Genomic DNA, 17277 nt, shown 5'->3' on the forward strand with positions numbered 1-17277 from the left:
AAATAAACTTATGCATAAAAATTTTTTATTTAAAACCAATTATCTATTCGTTGAACGAGAGGAAGAGAGGGGATTATTTGAATTTAATAGCCTGGATGATTATTGCATGTGAAATCGCTTTTTGGATAGTCATCATTTTAGGATTAGCAACAAGGTATATGTTTAAAAAACAAAAGCTCAGTTTTTTTATTTTAGCTCTAACACCTGTTGTTGATTTTTTTCTTCTGATTGTGACGAGTGTAGACCTTTACCGAGGTGCTACAGCGACCTATGCTCACGCTATTGCAGCCGTGTATATTGGAATTTCGATCGCTTTTGGAAAAAGTATGATTCAATGGGCAGACGAACGCTTTCAATATTATGTGATAAAAAGCGGGGAGAAACCTCGTAGGCGCTATGGAAAAGAATATGCAAAGCATTATTTTAAGTCATGGATACAGCATCTTGTTGCTTACGCTATTGGAGCAGCTCTTTTAGCGGCGATGATGTATATAGTACCAAATGGAAAAACCAACGTGCTGCAAAATGTAGTGGAATTTTGGACAGTTATTGTAGGAATTGATTTTTTATTATCTCTTTCTAATTTCGTTTGGCCTAAAAAAGAAAAAGAGTCCGGTTATACCAACTCATAAAAAGACATCGTCATGCGTGTAAAACAAAAAACCTCCCCGTAGGGAGGTTTTTATTTTACCATCCAGGGTATAGGTATATGAATGATGCTTGTCTGAGGTAGTTCAGTTTAGTTGCTTAAGCGGCTAAACTGCTTTTTGTGCAAATATATGTACATTTTATGTAGCATGCATGATAAGAATTCTGTGTATTCCATATACTACCTCATATGAAAGATAGACAAGTGATACAATACAGTTTGTTTTTAGGAGAGCTTTTATGAAAAAACGCCGGTTGGACTTTATTTTTTTATTTATTATTTTACTTTCCATTTATGCTTTCTTTTTTACCTCTATTGATGTTCATTGGAAGTATGCCTTAGTTGGATTATATGGTGTCATTATTTTCATTTGTATGTATTCACTTATGCTTGAAAATCGAACGCCTGAAAGTACGTTGGTTTGGATGTATGTCCTCTTTTTCTTCCCTGTTGCAGGCTTTTTCTTTTATTTGTATTCAGGACAGCTCTATTTAAAGGGGCATATGTTCAAAAAAAAGCGTATGCATAACCGAGAGATGCTTAGAAAGATGGCAGATAAAGAAACGACGCCTGATCTATCGCCGCTTCAATCTCATCAGCGTTACTTTGCTCAGTATCTTCAATGTGTATCTTTGACCAAGATGAATGTTCATACAAAAACCTACGTCCTTAAGAACGGGCAAGAAACGTTTAATGAAATCAAAAAGCATTTGCAATCAGCAAAACAGTTTATTCATATGGAATACTATATGTTTCACTCAGATTCTCTAGGAAAAGAAATCATTGATATTTTAATAAAAAAAGCAAGCGAAGGTATAGAAGTGCGCTTTACATTCGATACAATGGGAAGCTTTACACTATCGGGTTCAGATATTAAACGAATGAAAAAAGCGAATATTAAAGTGCATCCTTTCTTACCTATTAAGTATGGGTTTTTTAATCAAAAATTTAACTTTCGAAACCACCGTAAAATAGTCGTAATTGACGGGGAAGTAGGTTTTGTAGGGGGATTGAATGTTGGGGATGAGTATCTAGGAAAAAACAAAAAAATTGGTTTTTGGAGAGATACTCATCTGATGCTAAAAGGAGAATCTGTTCAAACCTTGCATTCAATCTTTATGTTCGATTGGGAATACGTTTCTGGAGAATGCTTAATTAACAATGAAGCATATACAAAGCCTCATCCCGTCGAAGGCGAAGGCTTTGTGCAAGTGGTGGCGACGGGGCCGGATACGCAGGAAAATATGAGTGATTATTACTATACTATGATTACAAGCGCGACGAAATCAATCTGGATTTCAACCCCTTATTTTGTTCCAAATGAAGCCATAAGAACCGCCCTTCGTATTGCGGCTAGAAAAGGTGTAGAGGTACGAATTATGGTACCAGAAATTAATGATGGCTTTCTGACTCAATATGGAACGAGGTCATATTTTGCTGAACTTCTTCGATGTGGAATTGAAGTATATTCGTATAGAAAAGGGTTTTTGCATCAAAAAATTGTGATTATAGATGGAGATATGGCTTCGGTCGGTACTGCAAATATGGATATGAGAAGTTTTCATCTGAACTTTGAAGTTAATGCATTTTTAATTGAGGGAGAGACGATTCAAACGCTCATCAAAAATTACGAAGAAGATATTGAAGACAGTCATTTGATCAAACCAGTAGCATTTTACAAGCGAAGCTTAGTAGAACGTTCGAAAGAGTCATTTGCACGCTTATTTTCAGGTGTTTTATAAAATAAAGTTTGTTTTCAAAAAGCAGGAGGAAACGTATGGGTGAATCTCCATTTGTTAAAAAAGATACGTTTGGTCGAAAGTTACATCGCTTAAAAGAACGTACTAAGCCATTTGTCGTGCGTTTTTCACGGTTTGGTCATGTGGCTCAAGGTGTGGTCTATTTTATCATCGGTATATTAGCGATTCAGACAGCTTTCGGATTAAAAGGCGATTTAGTTACTTCTCAAGGAGCCCTACACACAATTGCAAAGCAGCCGTTTGGATTTTTAATTTTAATTGTTTTGGCAGTAGGTTTAAGTGGATATGCGTTTTGGCAAATCATTTCTGCTATTTTTGATCCTCACCACGTTGGGCATGGGGGAAAAGGCGTTTTTACTCGTTTAGGCTATTTAGTTGTAGCCACGTTTTATATTAGTCTTTGTGTGAGTTCGGTAAAAATTTTGCTTCATGCTCACGTTCATACGTCAGGTAAGCATTATCAAACGGTATCGGCCAAGTTGTTATCTTATCCCTTTGGGCAAACCATCATTGCGCTTACAGGTATCGGCGTTATTATCTTTGGGATTGGACAAGTATATTGGGCTCTTTCAGGACGCTTCCTAAAAAAACTAAAGAAAAACGAAATGTCAAAAGAAGAGTGGCGATGGAGCGGGCATATTGGAAAAGTAGGTATTATTGCTCGAAGTATCGTCTTTGGCATTATTGGTTTCTTTCTTATTCGCACGGCTCTTCAAGCGGATCCAGACGAAACGAAAGGGTTAGATGGAGCCCTTGCTGAAGTAGCACAGCGTCCTTTTGGGTCTGTACTGCTGGCTATCGTATCAATAGGGCTTATGGCATACGGAGTATATATGTTTGCAGAATCAAGGTATAAACGAATTGATCCTTAATAAAATTAAAAAGATGAAAAAGCTACTTTTTGGCCTTCTGCTCATATCATATAGCAGATAGATAATGAACAGGAGGAGAGGCAGATGCCATCGGTAGTAGGAGCCGTAAATATCTCGAATGTATTGGTTTCATCTTCAGTGGAGTTTGGTGATTGTCTGGCTATTAAGCCAAAAAGTACAGCTTTTACAACAGTCGGTTCTGGCAGCGGGAACACAGGGAATTTTATGAATATTACAAGCAGTTCCAGTACCGCTAATACAATTGATATGGATATTAAGGATCAAAATGTAGTGGGAAATGCATAAGAAACGAAAGCTTATCGTCATCGGACGGTAAGCTTTTTTATTTGAATTTTACGTATACCCAGACGTTGCTTTACCACAATGTACCTCTAGGATTCTATCTTATAGGAGTAGTAAACTAGACAGGTGATGTCAAAAAGTGGGGAGGCGAAATTATAAAATGAAGAAAATATGTATGAGCCTGATCGTTCTCTGTCTTTTAAGTGGAGGATTGGCCCCGATGAGTAAAGGAGCCGCTGCTTCTTCAGTGGGCACTGTCAAAGGTGACAACGTAAACGTATATCGTTCTCCTTCCTTACATTCTTCTATTATGCAGACAGTGAAAAAAGGAGAAGAATTTCCTGTCATTTCATCTGAAGCTGGAGATGCAGCTCAGGTTACTACTCATACGGTAGTGCCGGGAGATACACTATGGCTACTAGCTAAGCAATACGGTGTAACAGTCAGTGATCTAATAAAACAAAATCAGCTAAAAAAGACGGAGCTGATTCCAGGACAAACGCTGAAAATACCACCAAAAGGCTTGTTACATAAAGTAGTATCAGGAGATACGCTTTGGAAAGTCTCCGTAAAGTACGGTGTAAAAGCGAATGAATTAACAAAGTTAAATCAGCTATCCTCAACAAATATTAAGCCCGGACAAATGCTTATTATTCCTGATTACTATGTACAAGTACAGCTTTTGGAAGGGAAAAAGGGCTGGATCAAAAAATCTGATTTAGCGCAAAGGAAGCATCAGCCTGTAGTTATGGGTTGGAGCTTTAATGAAAAAACAGCAGGCTATACAGAATCGATGAAGCAAAAGAATTTAGACGTTGTTTCACCTCGTTGGTTTACGCTAACGTCGAATGACAAAGTTGTTTCATCTTCTATAAATGAATCATATGTTCAAACGGCTCATAAAAACGGCAAAAAAGTCTGGCCGCTTATTGGTAACAATTTTGATGATGTACTTACACGTGATGTGCTAAGCAACAAAGCAAAGCGGAAAAAGCTTGTATCATCAGTAGAAAGTTCGCTAGTAAAAACAAACAGCGATGGGATCAATGTTGACTTTGAAAACATTAATATCAAAAACAAACAAGATTTTGTTTTATTTATTAAGGAATTAAAAGCAGCGTTAAAACCTCATGGTATGACTATTTCAGTAGACGTAACAAGAGAAAATAATGATCCTTTTTGGTCGGGAAGCTTTGATAGAAAACAGATTGGTCAAGTGGCAGACTATGTCATTATGATGGGATATGAAGAACACTGGGGAGGGAGTCAGGTTCCAGGATCTGTTGCTTCACTGCCTTGGGTGAAAGAAGGCACACAACTTCTTATGAAAGATGTACCTGCACACAAAATCCTTCTGGGAGTTCCTTTTTATACGCGAGAATGGAAAACGGACCTATCGACCAAAAAAGTTGTCACAAAAGACTTAACGATGAAAGAAGCCGAAGCTGTTATCTCTTCTAAAAAGTTAACTAAAAAATGGGATAGCCAAGCCTCACAGTACTATGTAGAATACACGGAAAATGGTACGAAGCATCAAATATGGCTCGAAGACAAAGCATCTATGCAGCGTCGGGTTAAATTAATTAATGACTATCATTTAGGTGGGGCGGCAGCTTGGTATATTGGTTCAGAAACCTCAGATATATGGGAGTTATACACCTTTTAAATAAAAAACACACCTCTTGCTTGATTTAGTGAGGTGTGTTTTTTATTTGCATCATAATGAAGCGCATACATCTATTTACAAACAAGATAAATTTTACAATATTTGTTTTTCTTGAGTTAGTTTATAACTATATTCCAAAATGAGCCTATTTAACCTTTTTTTAGTTGAAAACGCTTAATGACTTTACGATAAAGATAATTTATAGTAAATTCAGTTTCTATACAATAAATTTACTAAATGAACAATTAAGCTATTTAATTATTAACTAAGTGAAAGGAATGAATGTTATGGGAAAAGTATTAGTAATAGGCTTTCCAGGTGAAGGGCATGTGAATCCTTCTTTAGGAATTGTAAAAGAGTTGATGGCTCAAGGGGAAAAGGTCGTCTATTACGGCATTGAAGACTATGCTGAAAAAATTCGGAAATCAGGCGCGGAATTTCGTGAATACGAAGATTTTCGTCCAAGTCTTGATATGAGCAACCGGATGACAAACGAAGAGTCTTATGACCGCTATGAAATAATGAATTTGTTTTTAAATGAATCTGAAAATATTATTACTAAAATTATGAGTGAAACGAAACATGAAACATATGATTATGTACTTTATGATTATCACCTTTTAGCAGGTTCCGCTGTGGCCGACCTTCTTCAGCTTCCGAAGGTTTCTCTTTGTACAACATTTGCGTTAAATAAAGAGTTAGCAACTTGTATGATGCCAAGTGGTCAAACAGAACCTGACCAATCTTCCTTTTATCCTCAATTCGAAAAATCATTAAATAAGTTCAACAACCAATATAATACTCAGTTAAAAGATTCCATTGACATTATGTCGAATCCAGGGGATATTACGCTAGTATTTACGTCAGAATTCTTTCAGCCAAACGTATCTGAATTTACGAGTGAGTACAAGTTTATTGGTCCTTCAATTGTTAAACGATTAGACATTGAAGATCCTTCTTACTTACAAAATGAAAATGAAAAAATTATTTTTGTTTCTATGGGAACTATTTTTAATCAGCAGCTAGAAATCTATAACTTATGTGTAGAAGCATTAAAAGATTTTGAGGGTAAAGTTATTTTATCTATTGGTAAAAATACAAAACCTGAAGAATTAGCACACATTCCAGAAAACTTCGTTGTGAAACAATACGTACCGCAGCTAGAAATTTTAAAACGTGCGGATTTATTCATTACTCACGGCGGAATGAACAGCAGCAGTGAAGGTTTATACTACGATACGCCCCTTGTCGTTATTCCAATGGCAGTGGATCAATTTATGGTTGGCGATCGCGTGCAGGAGTTAGGAGCAGGTGTAAAATTAGATAAAAATAATGTATCTGCTGAGCTAATCAAAAATACAGTTAACGACGTTTTAACTACTCACACATATAAACAGCATGCACAACAAATTGGAGAATCACTTCGCTCAGCGGGAGGATACAAGCAAGGAGTGAAAGAAATTTTCAATGTGGTGCCTGTCAAAGCGTAATAGATGTAAGGCAGCTAGATAACTAACAGAGAGGAGTAAATATAATATGCAGACTATAAAAAAAGCAGTTATACCAGCAGCAGGGTTAGGTACTCGTTTTTTACCCGTTACAAAATCTATCCCAAAAGAAATGCTTCCAATTGTAAATAAGCCCGTAATTCAATTTATTGTAGAAGAAGCCTTAAAATCAGGAATCGAAGATATTTTAATTGTTACAGGAAACGGGAAACAAGCAATTGAAAATCATTTTGATCACAATATTCAACTGGAGCACTTGCTTCATCAAAAGGGAAAAACTGAACTATTAGAAGAAATGGAGCATATCTCTGAACTAGCGAATATTCATTACGTTCGTCAAAAAGAAATGAAGGGCCTTGGCCATGCAATTGGCTGTGCTCGACAGTTTATTGGAAACGAACCGTTTGCAGTTTTACTTGGAGATGACTTAACAGACCCAGACCAGCCTTGTTTAAAACAGCTGATTGACCAGTATAACCAAACGGGATCGTCGGTTATCGGCGTACAGCGCGTAGAGGAAGAATCCGTTCACCGTTACGGGATTATAGATCCAAAAGCAAATAAAAACCGGTTATACGAAGTGAATGGTTTTGTAGAAAAACCATCAGTCGAAGAAGCTCCGTCTAATTTAGGGATTATTGGACGCTATGTATTTACACCTGACATTTTTGATTATCTTGAAACGCAGGAAGCTGGAAAAGGCGGGGAAATTCAGCTAACGGATGCTATTCAGCGTATGAATATAGACCGTTCTATTTATGCTTACGAATTCGAGGGCGAACGTTATGATGCAGGAGAAAAATTAGATTTTATTTTTACGACCCTTGCTTTTGCATTAAAGGATGAAGAATTAAAAGCACCTCTTTTAACTAAATTCAAAGAGCTGATCAACAAGGAAGAACAAAAAGAAAAAATTGCTGTACCAATTGGAAAATAACCTTCATTTACACACCTTTCTTCTACTGTTTCTGGAAGAAAGGTGCATTTTTTTGCGGAAATTGAACGTTTGACAGCTGGATAGAAAGGGTTGAAATGAGTTTATGTCGAAAACAGAAAATTCGTTTGTATCAGGCATAAAGATTGTATTTACAGACCGGGATTTTCTAACGATTTTTATTTCATTATTTATTATTGGATTATCTGTTGGCGGCTTTATGCCTTATTTAACGGTTTGGGCAACAAATACATTGCATGCGACTTCTTTTCAAGCAGGATTTTTATTTGTGCCAATGAGCATTATTGGTTTAATCGTATCGTTTTATTTAGCTTCGTTATCAGACAAATGGGGGAAACGAAAGCCATTTATTATTTGGGCGTTACTGATTGGAACCATTTCAAGAGTGCCGTTAGCGTTTACGCATTCTTATACAATAGCACTCATTTTACTTGCTATAGGAGGGTTTAATGCGTTTTCTTTTTTCTTTGCCCTGCTGAATGATTTTATTGTTAAAAAGCAAGAAAGCAAATCGCAGGCAGGTACGATTACTGGTACCGTGCGAATGGCTTTTTCACAAGGCTATATTTTTGGACCTATGCTTGGCGCTTTAATTATTGACCACGGAGGGTATACTCTTTTATTTTTATTATCAGGGTTGTTATCGCTAGCAACTTTAGGGTGGGTTCTTTTTGCGCTTAAAGAAGACAGTATGCCTCAAACTTCAGCTCATGCATCTTCAAAAGCGCCAGCCGGTATACCTTCTGTATTAATAGCTGTATTCGTAGCAGCTCTTTTCATTTTTGCGGGTGATTCCGGGCGTTCTATGTATTTGCCGCTCTACATAACGAATACGTTAAAACAATCCGTTTCGATTGTAGGGATTCTCTTTACCGTTACATCTGTTTTTGAGCTAGTATTTATGCCGTTAGGGGGCTATTTTTCTGATAAGATCGGAGTTAAACGATTCTTTATCATTGGAATTGCTTGCCAAGTGCTTTATTTTATTTTAACGAGTCTTCACTTACCGCTGAGTGGGTTAATTGTGCTTCAAGTATTTTATGCTTTTATTCTGTCCGCTACAATGGGAGTGGGAATGGTGTATGCTCAGTCACTGGCTCCGCGTCAAATTGGACTAGCCACAACGGCATATATGACGGCTATACAAACTTCAGCAGTTGTCAGCAGCTTAGCTATGGGGTCGCTAGTCAGCGTGATTCCGCTGCCTTCTACTTTTTACATTTTAGCTGTTTTCGCGGTTATTTCAGGTGTGATGTTCTTGTTTATGAAGCAAAAATCAGCTGAGGAAATGAGTTGAAAAGTTAAGAAGAAGGTGAAAAAAAAGTAGTTTCATTAAATTAAAACACGAACTATCTATCAAAAATGGATAAATAGTTCGTGTTTTTTTATAATCATGATGAACGCAGGTGCTTTTAGCTGTTGGTTGAAGGGCAAGGTGAAGACTCCTGCGGAAACAGCGGAACAGATGAGACCCCGCAGGAGCGCAAGCGACGAGGAGGCTCATCGGCCGCCCGCGGAAAGCGAAGCCTTGCACGGAAAGCAACAGCGTTCGAGCAAGCAGTCCAGATCATGTATCCAGATTGTTCGTCTTTGGGTTGGATTCATTTCGGTATGTCCAGCCTCTTTTTTTATGAGGCTGTTTCTTGAATTTGTTCTCTGCGATTTTTATTTAAAATTTTGCGGTAGCGGTAATTAACAAAAGCTGCCGCTGCCATACCTACTACTGAAAGCATCGCATCAAAGATAAAGATAATTGAAATATGCCCAGTTTTAGACATGAGCCCTGTTGCTAAAGGCAATAAAATAGCAGCTAATCCAGCAGCCGTGGCTACAATTCCAGTAACCGTTCCTTTTTTGTTCCAGAAAAGCTCGGTCATAACAGTAATCGCTAATTGAAAGACCCCAGCCGTAGAAAACCCCATGAAAAAAGCAGCTACAATTGCAATAGCAGGTACTTTAACAAACAGAAGCGTAAGTACGGCTATAAGAGTAATCATCGGGTAAACGAGAATAACCGTTACAGGACGAAGCACTTTGCTTAATAATACAGCTAATACTAAAACAGAGATTAAAGCTCCGATGCTGTAGTAGCTTAAAAGGCGAACCGAGCTGCTTTCAGCCATACCTAATACTTGTTGACCATAAGTAGGGAGCCAAATTTGAGCCACTGTAAACAGCGCTGTAGAAGTAAATCCAATCACAATAAGAGCAATTCCTTCTTGTTTCATTTTAGGAGGAGAGATGAATTTATTCTCCGCTGTATTTTGTTGTTGAACTGTACTCTGTTCGCGTTTATGATTGGGAAAAGGCAGTTTGAACATAAAGATCATATTTAGTAAATAAATAAGAGCCGGAAGGAAAAAAGCATACCCATAAAACAAATCACGATCCGCAAAAAAGGCAATCATAAACGGAAGAAGTGCCGCTCCAGCTGAAATAAATGCTTTTACAAGAACACTGGCTGAACCTGAAGATTTAGGAAAAACTTCAATCAAAGCAGGGTACGTTCCAGCGTCCATAGCAGAATTTGCAATACCCGCAATAATGGCAAAGATAAAGGCTGTTGGATAATTTGGCGATAATGGAATGCCAATTAAGAAAATAGCCATCGTCAGAGACGAAACAAGAATCAAAGGCTTTCGTCCGAATTTATCAGACAAGATGCCTGATAGAGAATATGAAAGCAGCTTTCCAATTCCGATAGCAGAAATAATATAGCTGATTCCGGCACCGTCGGTATTTAATTGTTTTGTCAAAAATGACATATTTGATGCAAGCATGATATTTACCATGCCAAGTAGAAAGTAGTTAATATACATACCTGAAGCTGACAGCATGTACTTATTTTTCATCGTTTACACATCCTTACGTAAATAAAGCTTATATGAAATGGATAAAAGTAATCACCTGTTTCTCCTTTTTTCTCCGTCATTTATAAACCTACTTCCATGATAAGTTTATGAAGACATTACCTTTACCTTTTATCATTGGATTCATTCAGTTCTTTTTAGTATGTGACTAAATGCGTGCATCTAGTGCTTTAAATCAATATGGAATCTATTCTAACATGTTTTTAGTGCTTTAAACCAAAAAAGTGATATTTTATAAAAAAATCCTGTCTTCTTTCGCGGCTTCACTAAAGAAACCCCACAAAAAATGTTCGCTTTAAAGCCAGGCTATACAAGAAATGCCTCCTAATGGTGGTTATTAAAAAGGGGAAAAGGGTATTTATAAACTAAGGAAAAAGAAACAAAGGAAGAAAGGTGGAAACAATGAAGCACAAAGTATTTTTTGATGCGGAATGTCCTTTATGTTACAACGTAAAAAAAATAATTAAAGCGCTGGACTGGACGAACCAAATCCAGTGGATTCCAGTTCAATACATTGAACGAACAGAGTATAGTTATTTAAAAAAAGAAGGAAGGGATTTGTATGACCAAATTCATATGGTAACCAAAAAAGGTGAAGTGCTAGCAGGATTTGAGACGGTTAGACGGCTTTTAACTGTTTTACCTCTTACATTTCCAATCGGCGTACTTCTGCATTTACCATTGATGAAAAAAGCGTTCAGTCCGCTATATAAATGGGTCTCCACAAACCGATACGACTGGTTTGGACGCTACGATTCGCCGCGAACCACATAAACATATAAAAGGGACGAGCTTTGAAAAAGCTTGTTCCTTTTGTTTTGAAGACATTATACTTTATACATACCTTAATTTTAAAAAAACGTTAATTTAGTGTGACTTAGACGCTTAAATTCTAGAAAAACAGCTATAGCTGAAAGGGAGAACTTATATGATAACAAAATGGACAGCTGAACGAATGCCCGATGTAACGGGAAAAACAGCCCTTATAACGGGAGGAAACAGCGGTATTGGATTTGAAGCTGCAAAGGCTCTAGCTGCGCGCGGAGCAGAAATCATTCTTGCTGTGCGTAATGAAGCAAAAGGGAAAGAGGCTGAAAAGAGAATTAAAGCGGCTAACGGGAATGCTAAAGTGACGATTATGTCATTAGATCTCAGTGACTTGAGCTCTATTCGACATTTCACCAATCAATTTCTTCAACAATACTCGTCTTTGAATCTTCTCATTAATAATGCAGGCGTGATGGTGCCGCCTCACAGCAAAACGAAAGATGGATTTGAACTGCAGTTTGGCTGTAATCATTTAGGGCATTTTGCATTGACGGGTTTGCTTCTTCCTTTGCTAATAGAAACTCCACATTCACGAGTCGTAACGGTAAGCAGTATAGCTGCTAATTCTGGAGAAATCTATTTTGATAATCTAGACGGGGAAAAAGGCTACAGTCCAATGAAGTTCTATAGACAAAGTAAACTCGCCAACCTGTTGTTTGCAAAAGAATTGCAAAACCGCTTAGAAGCAGCTGGATCAACGACAATTAGTGCCGCTGTGCATCCAGGCATTTCGAATACTAACCTATTATCACGCGGTTCAGGCAAAGAGCCAAACGCTTTGTTGAAATTTTTAGTCAAGCTATTTAGTCAATCTGCAGAAATGGGCGCGCTGCCTACTCTTTATGCAGCCACTGAATCAATAGAAGGAGGTGCGTATATTGGGCCAGACGGAAAAGCTGCTAAAAAAGGATATCCTGTAAAAGATATGATGGGAGATGTTTTATTTAAAGCGAACGTAGCGGAAAAACTATGGAGCGCATCGGAAGAGTTAACAAAAGTGACATATATATTCAAGAAAAGGTAAAAACCAGCGGCTATTGGCCGCTTTTTATTTTTTTTGAATTAAAACATTATAACGTTATATTTACTTATTTAATTCTTTATGTTATTCTACATTTGTAAAAGCAGAAAAATAATTAACATTAGTGTAAGCGTCATCATAAGGGGAGTGAACGAAATGGAGAATCGGTTTCTATTACGGAATGTCAAATCGGTCACTGAAAAAGAGTTTGATATTGTTATAGAAAATGGAAAAATCTCTGAGATAGCAAAAGCTGGTGAAGGAAAAGCACCGCTTGTTTATGATTACTCAGGAACCTACATATCAAGCGGATGGATTGATTTACATGTTCATGCATTTCCAGATTTCGAGCCGTATGGAGATGAGATAGACGAGATAGGAGTGAAACAAGGAGTAACAACACTTGTAGATGCAGGTAGCTGCGGTGCTGATCAAATAGCAGATTTAGTTCAAAGCCAATATGCAGCAAAAACTAATTTGTTAGCGTTTTTAAATATTTCGCGTATTGGTCTAAAACGCACAGATGAGCTTTCAAATATGGAGTGGCTAAAAGCGGAAAAAATTTTGGAAGCCATGAAAGCATATAGAAGCATTATTGTAGGTTTAAAAGCCCGTATAAGTAAAAGTGTAGTAGGTAAAAGGGGTATTGAGCCTTTATATTTTGCTCGAAAAATGTCTAGTGAAATTTCACTTCCATTAATGGTTCATATCGGATCTGGCCCTCCTGCTATTGAGGAAGTTGTTTCGATTCTAGAAAAAGGAGACATTATTACTCACTATTTGAATGGAAAAGCTAATAATCTATTTGATAATGAAGGAAAGCCGCTTCCACTCCTAATGGAGGCCATCCAACGAGGTGTTCATTTGGATGTAGGGCATGGAAATGCAAGCTTTTCGTTTCAAGTAGCAGAAGCTGCCAAAAAGCATAATGTTAAATTCGATACAATCAGTACAGATATTTATCGGAAGAACCGACTAAATGGGCCTGTATATAGCTTAGCTCATGTATTATCTAAATTTCTTTATTTAGGATACAGCCTTGAAGAAGTAGTTAATGGTGTTACTGTTAATGCGGCAAAATGGCTTAACAGACCCGAGTTAGGAAGGATACAAGTTGGAGAGCGTGCCAATTTAACTCTCTTTACTATAGAAGACGAGCCTGTTCTGTTTATTGATTCCGAAGGAGAGCAGAGAGAAGGTAAGCAAATAATTAAAGCAAAAGGAGTAGTTGTAAATGGAACGTTCATTGAATGCTAAATATGGCTTGAAACGAGTAATTAATGCGAGCGGCCGAATGAGCATCTTAGGAGTATCAGCACCAACTGATACAGTAATGGATGCAATGAAGCAAGGAGGACAAAATTACGTTGAGATTGCTGATTTAGTTGATAAAGCAGGTGACCATATTGCTGACATTCTAGGATCAGAAGCAGCTGTGGTTGTTAACTCAGCTTCAAGTGGAATTGCTCTCTCTATTGCTGCTCTTGTTACAGAAGGAAACCGCCGTAAAAGCGAGCGCCTTCATCAAGAAGTCATCTCAAAAAATGAAATTATTATGCTGAAAGGTCATAACGTACAGTACGGGGCCCCAGTTGAAACCATGGTTTATTTAGGTGGCGGAAAGCTTATTGAAGTTGGCTATGCTAATGAGGGTAGAGCAACTCATATTGAAGAAGCGATTTCCGAAAATACAGCTGCTATCCTTTATGTGAAGTCTCATCACACTGTTCAAAAAAATATGATTTCTGTGGAAGAAGCGTGGGAAGTTGCACAGAAGAATAATATTCCATTGATTGTGGATGCCGCGGCAGAAGAAGACCTTCAAAAGTATGTAAAATACTCAGACCTTGCGATTTATAGTGGTTCAAAGGCAATTGAAGGTCCAACGTCTGGAATTGTTGGTGGTAAACGTAACTACATTGAATGGTTGAAAGTTCAATTACATTGCATTGGAAGAAGTATGAAAGTTGGTAAGGAAACAACGTTTGGATTACTTCAAGCTCTTGATGAGTATCGCGAGAAAAAAGATAAAAGTGAACAAGAAAAAGAAAGTTTACAAGCATTGATGTCATTAAAAGATATAGAAGGCGTGAATGTGACAATTGTACAAGATGAAGCAGGTCGAGCTATATTCCGTGCACGAATTCAAATCAGTCCAGAACGGGCTAATACAACTGCGAAAGAGGTTGTAAAAGAGTTGTGTGAAGGTGAAATTGCTATTTATACACGCGATTATGGGATAAGACAAGGATATTTTGACATCGATCCCAGACCTTTAAAGGGCGACGATATACATGTAATTGAGTCTAGAATACGCGAAATTGTGGGAGGAAAGTGACATGTCAAACATTACAAAACGTTTTTATAAAGAGCGCGCAGCGTTAAACGTATTAGCAAACAGTATCGAAAATGCCAAAGAAGTATTTGAGGCTGCAGAAGGGCATGTCTTAGTAGGCGTGTTATCCAAGGATTATTCTACTGTCGAAGAAGCAGTAAAAGCAATGGAAGAATACGGAAAAGAAATTGAAGAAGCAGTATCAATCGGTTTAGGGGCTGGAGACAATCGTCAGGCAGCTGTAGTAGCAGAAATTGCAAAGAACTATGCTGGCAGTCATATTAATCAAGTATTTCCCGCTGTTGGAGCAACACGTGCTAATCTAGGTGAAAAGGATAGCTGGATTAATAGTTTAGTGTCCCCAACTGGAAAAGTCGGCTACGTAAATATTTCGACTGGTCCAGTTAGTGCAGCGCATAATGAACAAGCTATTGTACCAGTAAAAACGGCTATTGCCCTAGTACGTGACATGGGAGGCAACGCGCTCAAGTATTTTCCTATGAAAGGGTTAAGCCATGAAGAAGAATTCCGAGCTGTGGCACAAGCATGCGGCGAAGAAGGATTCGCTCTAGAGCCAACTGGCGGAATTGATAAAGAAAACTTTGAAACAATTTTGCGTATTGCTTTGGAAGCGGACGTCCCAAAGATTATTCCACATGTCTACTCGTCAATTATTGACCAAAAAACAGAAAAGACAAAAGTAGATGATGTACGTGAGTTACTTGAAAAGATGAAAAAGTTAGTTGATCAGCATGGCTAAGAATTTTGCAGCATTTGGCGAGGTAATGATGCGTTTACAAGTACCAGGATATGAATTACTTTCTCAAGCTAATACATTAAGCTATTCGTTTTCTGGTACAGGGGTAAATGTAGCGGCGGGATTAGCTAACTTCGGATATACGGGATATTTGATTTCTGCTTTACCGGATAATGCTGTGGGAGATGCGGCTTTATCTTATCTTAAAAAGTTAGGTATTTCACAGTCATTTATTAAACGCAGCGGAAAACATGTCGGTATGTATTTTTTAGAAAATGGATTTGGGTCCCGGTCTAGCCGGGTTACATATACCAACCGTTTAGAAAGCAGCTTCAACAGAGCTCCTGAAGGCATATATGATTTTGAGAATATTGCAGAGAAAGTAGATGTGGTGCATTTTTGCGGAATCTCTCTGGCAATGAATGATTCCGTCCGGTCCCATATGAAATCCTTTGCCAAAGCGGTAAAAGAACGCGGTGGTACGGTCGTATTTGACTGTAACTACCGTCCGTCTCTATGGGGAGATGGAGGATATGAAAACGCAAAACCTCATTATGAAGATATGCTGTACCTTGCAGATATCGTAATGATGAATGAACAAGATGCTATGCACATTCTTAAGATGGAAACAGAAGAAGCAAGCAGAAAAGAGCAGCTGATGAAACTAATTCCAAAGGTAGCAAAGAAATACGGCCTTTCTGTCGTAGCCGGCACGCACCGATCTATTAATAAGGACAATAAGCACTCTTTATGCGGTTTTATATATAAAAATCATACATTTACATTTTCTGATACGATTACTTTTTCTGTCTATGATAGAATAGGCGCAGGAGATGCCTATACAAGCGGCATTTTATATGGCGAGTTGGAGAGCTTTTCAGCAGAAAAAACTGTTGCATTCGCTGTAACAGCGGGAGTGCTTGCTCATACAATCGTAGGCGATACTCCTATGTCATCTCAGTATGATATACAAAAAGCGATGACAGAATCAGTAGGCGATGTAGAAAGGTAGAGGATGTAATAGTGAACGTATCTCGAAAAAAAGGACCATTGTATTTGCAAATAAAAAATATCTTAAAAGATCGAATTTTGCATGGCGTGTATCCCATTCAAACAAATATTCCTTCTGAACCGCAGCTGGAAGAGGAATTTCAAGTAAGTAAAATTACGGTTCGAAATGCTATCAAAGAACTTGTGAAAGATGGATATTTAGAAACAAAAAGCGGTAAAGGAACAAAAGTTATTCGAAATACATCCATTTCAAGGCTGTCAAAAGGAAAACGCTTTACCGAAGTGTTGGTGGAAAAAGGGCATATCATTCAAAAAAGGCTGCTTGGGGCAGAGACAATTGAAAATGCACCAGAAACAACTTTATATACGCTGTTCGGTGAGCAATGCATTCGAATAGAACGTCTTTACTATTTAGATAATGAACCTTATATTCATTACACGCATTATTTAACCATGCAGCGCATGGAAGGGATAGAATTAACACACTTAAATGCACAATCGTTATACGATTTGATTGAAGAACAGGATATTTCATTGGAGAAATTTCGAGATCAGTTTGCTGTTGCAAAAGCTGATTCTTATGTAGGAGAAAGACTAAATATGCAGGCCGGAGAAGCGCTATTAAAAAGATCACGATATTCATATGATGAAGAAGGAAATATCATCGAATACAGTGAGGGCTATTATAATACAGAGATGCAGCAATACATTGTGAATTACGATATTTAAGAAGTGCGAGAAG

The 17277-nt window shown here is 37.8% G+C and carries 17 protein-coding genes; 16 read left to right on the top strand and 1 reads right to left on the bottom strand.

Annotation, left to right across the window (positions count from 1 at the left end):
- The first annotated feature begins 77 nt into the window (after nt 1-77).
- The 9 genes from JNUCC25_RS07515 (at nt 78) to JNUCC25_RS07555 (ending at nt 9360) form a co-directional block, all read left to right on the top strand.
- The gene (locus JNUCC25_RS07515; protein WP_029324168.1) at nt 78-632 is read left to right on the top strand and encodes a hypothetical protein; all 555 of its coding nucleotides are present in this window, start codon (nt 78-80) and stop codon (nt 630-632) included.
- Nucleotides 633-888: 256 nt separating this feature from the next.
- A complete protein-coding gene (cls, locus tag JNUCC25_RS07520; protein WP_013056202.1) occupies nt 889-2391 on the top strand; it encodes a cardiolipin synthase in 1503 nt (500 codons plus the stop codon).
- A 35-nt stretch (nt 2392-2426) separates the two neighbouring features.
- Entirely contained in the window at nt 2427-3281 is an 855-nt protein-coding gene (locus JNUCC25_RS07525; protein ID WP_064471492.1) for a DUF1206 domain-containing protein, read from the top strand.
- 84 nt (nt 3282-3365) lie between these two features.
- Nucleotides 3366-3587 carry a spore germination protein gene (locus JNUCC25_RS07530; protein WP_013056204.1) on the top strand — a complete coding sequence of 74 codons (222 nt, stop codon included), beginning with the start codon at nt 3366-3368 and terminating at the stop codon, nt 3585-3587.
- A gap of 157 nt (nt 3588-3744) precedes the next feature.
- Nucleotides 3745-5250, top strand: a complete 1506-nt coding sequence (locus JNUCC25_RS07535; RefSeq protein WP_223268925.1) for a glycosyl hydrolase family 18 protein — start codon at nt 3745-3747, stop codon at nt 5248-5250.
- A gap of 287 nt (nt 5251-5537) precedes the next feature.
- Nucleotides 5538-6740 carry a macrolide family glycosyltransferase gene (locus JNUCC25_RS07540; protein ID WP_029324170.1) on the top strand — a complete coding sequence of 401 codons (1203 nt, stop codon included), beginning with the start codon at nt 5538-5540 and terminating at the stop codon, nt 6738-6740.
- A gap of 46 nt (nt 6741-6786) precedes the next feature.
- The gene (gene galU, locus JNUCC25_RS07545) at nt 6787-7695 is read left to right on the top strand and encodes a UTP--glucose-1-phosphate uridylyltransferase GalU (RefSeq protein ID WP_029324171.1); all 909 of its coding nucleotides are present in this window, start codon (nt 6787-6789) and stop codon (nt 7693-7695) included.
- Nucleotides 7696-7798: 103 nt separating this feature from the next.
- Entirely contained in the window at nt 7799-9010 is a 1212-nt protein-coding gene (locus JNUCC25_RS07550; RefSeq protein WP_029324172.1) for an MFS transporter, read from the top strand.
- 122 nt (nt 9011-9132) lie between these two features.
- Nucleotides 9133-9360 (top strand): hypothetical protein, encoded by a 228-nt coding sequence (locus JNUCC25_RS07555; protein ID WP_013056209.1) that lies wholly within the window; start codon nt 9133-9135, stop codon nt 9358-9360.
- Here JNUCC25_RS07555 and JNUCC25_RS07560 read toward each other — a convergent pair.
- Complete coding sequence (locus tag JNUCC25_RS07560) at nt 9342-10565, bottom strand: MFS transporter (RefSeq protein WP_029324173.1); 1224 nt, start codon at nt 10563-10565, stop codon at nt 9342-9344. The two genes, JNUCC25_RS07555 and JNUCC25_RS07560, sit on opposite strands and share 19 nt — an antisense overlap.
- A 420-nt stretch (nt 10566-10985) precedes the next feature.
- Between JNUCC25_RS07560 and JNUCC25_RS07565 the strand changes: the two genes are divergently transcribed.
- The 7 genes from JNUCC25_RS07565 to JNUCC25_RS07595 all read left to right on the top strand — a co-directional run bounded on the left by JNUCC25_RS07565 (nt 10986) and on the right by JNUCC25_RS07595 (nt 17264).
- Nucleotides 10986-11357, top strand: a complete 372-nt coding sequence (locus JNUCC25_RS07565; protein WP_013056211.1) for a thiol-disulfide oxidoreductase DCC family protein — start codon at nt 10986-10988, stop codon at nt 11355-11357.
- A gap of 154 nt (nt 11358-11511) precedes the next feature.
- The gene (locus tag JNUCC25_RS07570) at nt 11512-12435 is read left to right on the top strand and encodes an oxidoreductase (protein WP_064471493.1); all 924 of its coding nucleotides are present in this window, start codon (nt 11512-11514) and stop codon (nt 12433-12435) included.
- 153 nt (nt 12436-12588) lie between these two features.
- Nucleotides 12589-13689 (top strand): amidohydrolase/deacetylase family metallohydrolase, encoded by a 1101-nt coding sequence (locus JNUCC25_RS07575; protein ID WP_064471494.1) that lies wholly within the window; start codon nt 12589-12591, stop codon nt 13687-13689.
- Nucleotides 13667-14770, top strand: a complete 1104-nt coding sequence (locus tag JNUCC25_RS07580) for a DgaE family pyridoxal phosphate-dependent ammonia lyase (RefSeq protein WP_064471495.1) — start codon at nt 13667-13669, stop codon at nt 14768-14770. The genes JNUCC25_RS07575 and JNUCC25_RS07580 overlap by 23 nt, the downstream gene beginning before the upstream one ends.
- Nucleotide 14771: 1 nt before the next feature.
- Nucleotides 14772-15527 (top strand): 2-dehydro-3-deoxy-phosphogluconate aldolase, encoded by a 756-nt coding sequence (gene dagF / locus JNUCC25_RS07585; RefSeq protein WP_140456697.1) that lies wholly within the window; start codon nt 14772-14774, stop codon nt 15525-15527.
- A complete protein-coding gene (locus JNUCC25_RS07590; protein ID WP_098399749.1) occupies nt 15520-16536 on the top strand; it encodes a sugar kinase in 1017 nt (338 codons plus the stop codon). Before dagF ends, JNUCC25_RS07590 begins: the two co-directional genes overlap by 8 nt.
- 11 nt (nt 16537-16547) lie before the next feature.
- Nucleotides 16548-17264: a GntR family transcriptional regulator gene (locus tag JNUCC25_RS07595; RefSeq protein WP_013056217.1), complete on the top strand. Its 717-nt coding sequence runs from the start codon at nt 16548-16550 to the stop codon at nt 17262-17264.
- Nucleotides 17265-17277 lie beyond the last annotated feature (13 nt).

It is taken from the genome of Priestia sp. JNUCC 25, from assembly GCF_053667915.1.